This is a genomic window from Mesorhizobium sp. WSM4306 (genome assembly GCF_007003975.1).
Taxonomy (GTDB): domain Bacteria; phylum Pseudomonadota; class Alphaproteobacteria; order Rhizobiales; family Rhizobiaceae; genus Mesorhizobium.
Genome location: NZ_VFTC01000066.1, coordinates 1 through 1296, shown reverse-complemented (window position 1 = coordinate 1296; position 1296 = coordinate 1). Strand labels below are relative to the sequence as shown.

Sequence of the window (1296 nt, the reverse complement as noted above, 5' to 3'; positions counted from 1 at the left end):
GTCATGCGGCTTGGCGCAGAGCGAGCTTCTTGTGCTCGCGCAGGTCGTCCATGTTGATGTAGCGGTTGGCCTCCATCCAGTTTTCGTTGGTCTCGACGGCCAGCGCCCTGACCAGGCGCAGGCAGCTTTCGGCGTTGGGAAAGATGCGCACGACATAGGTGCGGCGGCGGATTTCCTCGTTGAGGCGCTCCAGCATGTTGGTGGATTTCAGGTGCTTGTGGTGCTGACGCGGCAGGCGAAAGAAGGTCAGCGTGCACTCGATGGTCTCCTCCACCCAGGTCGTCAGCCTGGGATAGCGGCCCGACCATTTGGCCAGCCATGCGGCGAGATCGGCCTTGGCTTCGGCGAGATCGCGCCGGTCATAGAGCCAGCGCAACTCCTGCAGGCAGTCGTCGCCATGCTTGCGCGGCAGGTGATCGAGGGCGTTCCTGAGGAAGTGGACGTAGCAGCGCTGCCACGCCGCTTCCGGGATGACCTCGCCGATCGCCGCGACCAGACCGGCATGGTCGTCGGACACGACCAGCTCGACGCCCCTGAGGCCCCGCGCCTTCAGTGCGACGAGGAAGTCCCTCCAGGCCGAGCGGCTCTCGCGATTGGCCATCTCCACCGCCAGGATCTGGCGCCGCCCGTCCCAGTCGATGCCGACCGCGATCAGCACCGCCTGGCTCATGACGATGCCGGCCTCGCGCACCTTCTCGTAGCGGGCATCGAGGATGAGGTAGGCAAAGGGCTCGTGAAGCGGGCGCTCGGCAAACGCCTTCAGGCTCTCGTCCAGGCGTTTGTTGATGGCCGAGATCGACGAGGCCGAGAACGCATGGCCGCACAGCTCTTCCGTGATCGCCTTGACCTTCCTGGTCGACACCCCTTGCACATACATCTCCGCAAGCGTCGCCACCAAGGCCCGCTCGGAGCGCTGGTAGCGCTCGAACAGCTCGGTGGAGAAGCGCCCCTGCCGATCCTGCGGAACCCGCAGTTCCAGCTTGCCGACACGGGTGACAAGCGTGCGGCCGTAATACCCAGAGCGGTAGCCGAGCCGCTCCGGCGTGCGCTCGCTCTTCGAAGCACCCAGCGCCTCGTCCATCTCCGCCTCGAGAACCTCCTGCATCACCGCGCGGATCACTTCGTGCAGCCCGTCCGGGTTCGAAAGCAGAATGTCTTTGACGGCAGCTATGGCGGATTTATCTTCAGTCTTGGTCATGGTGGCGTTCCTTCGCGGGAATCAGGTGACGTGAACAATCACCAGCCTGCCATGACCGCCCTCTCTCAGCGAATTTGCAGAACTCTCAGTACACTACC

1 protein-coding gene is annotated in these 1296 nt (G+C 64.0%); it reads right to left on the bottom strand.

All coding sequences use genetic code 11. The features are described from left to right. Position 1 precedes the first annotated feature (1 nt). Positions 2-1198, bottom strand: a complete 1197-nt coding sequence (locus FJV77_RS32160; RefSeq protein ID WP_142870365.1) for an IS256 family transposase — start codon at positions 1196-1198, stop codon at positions 2-4. Between the last annotated feature and the right edge of the window lie 98 nt (positions 1199-1296).

Bases quoted from the DNA above. Each gene is read 5' to 3' on its own strand.
- FJV77_RS32160 (WP_142870365.1), bottom strand. From the start codon at position 1,198: ATGACCAAGACTGAAGATAAATCCGCCATAGCTGCCGTCAAAGACATT.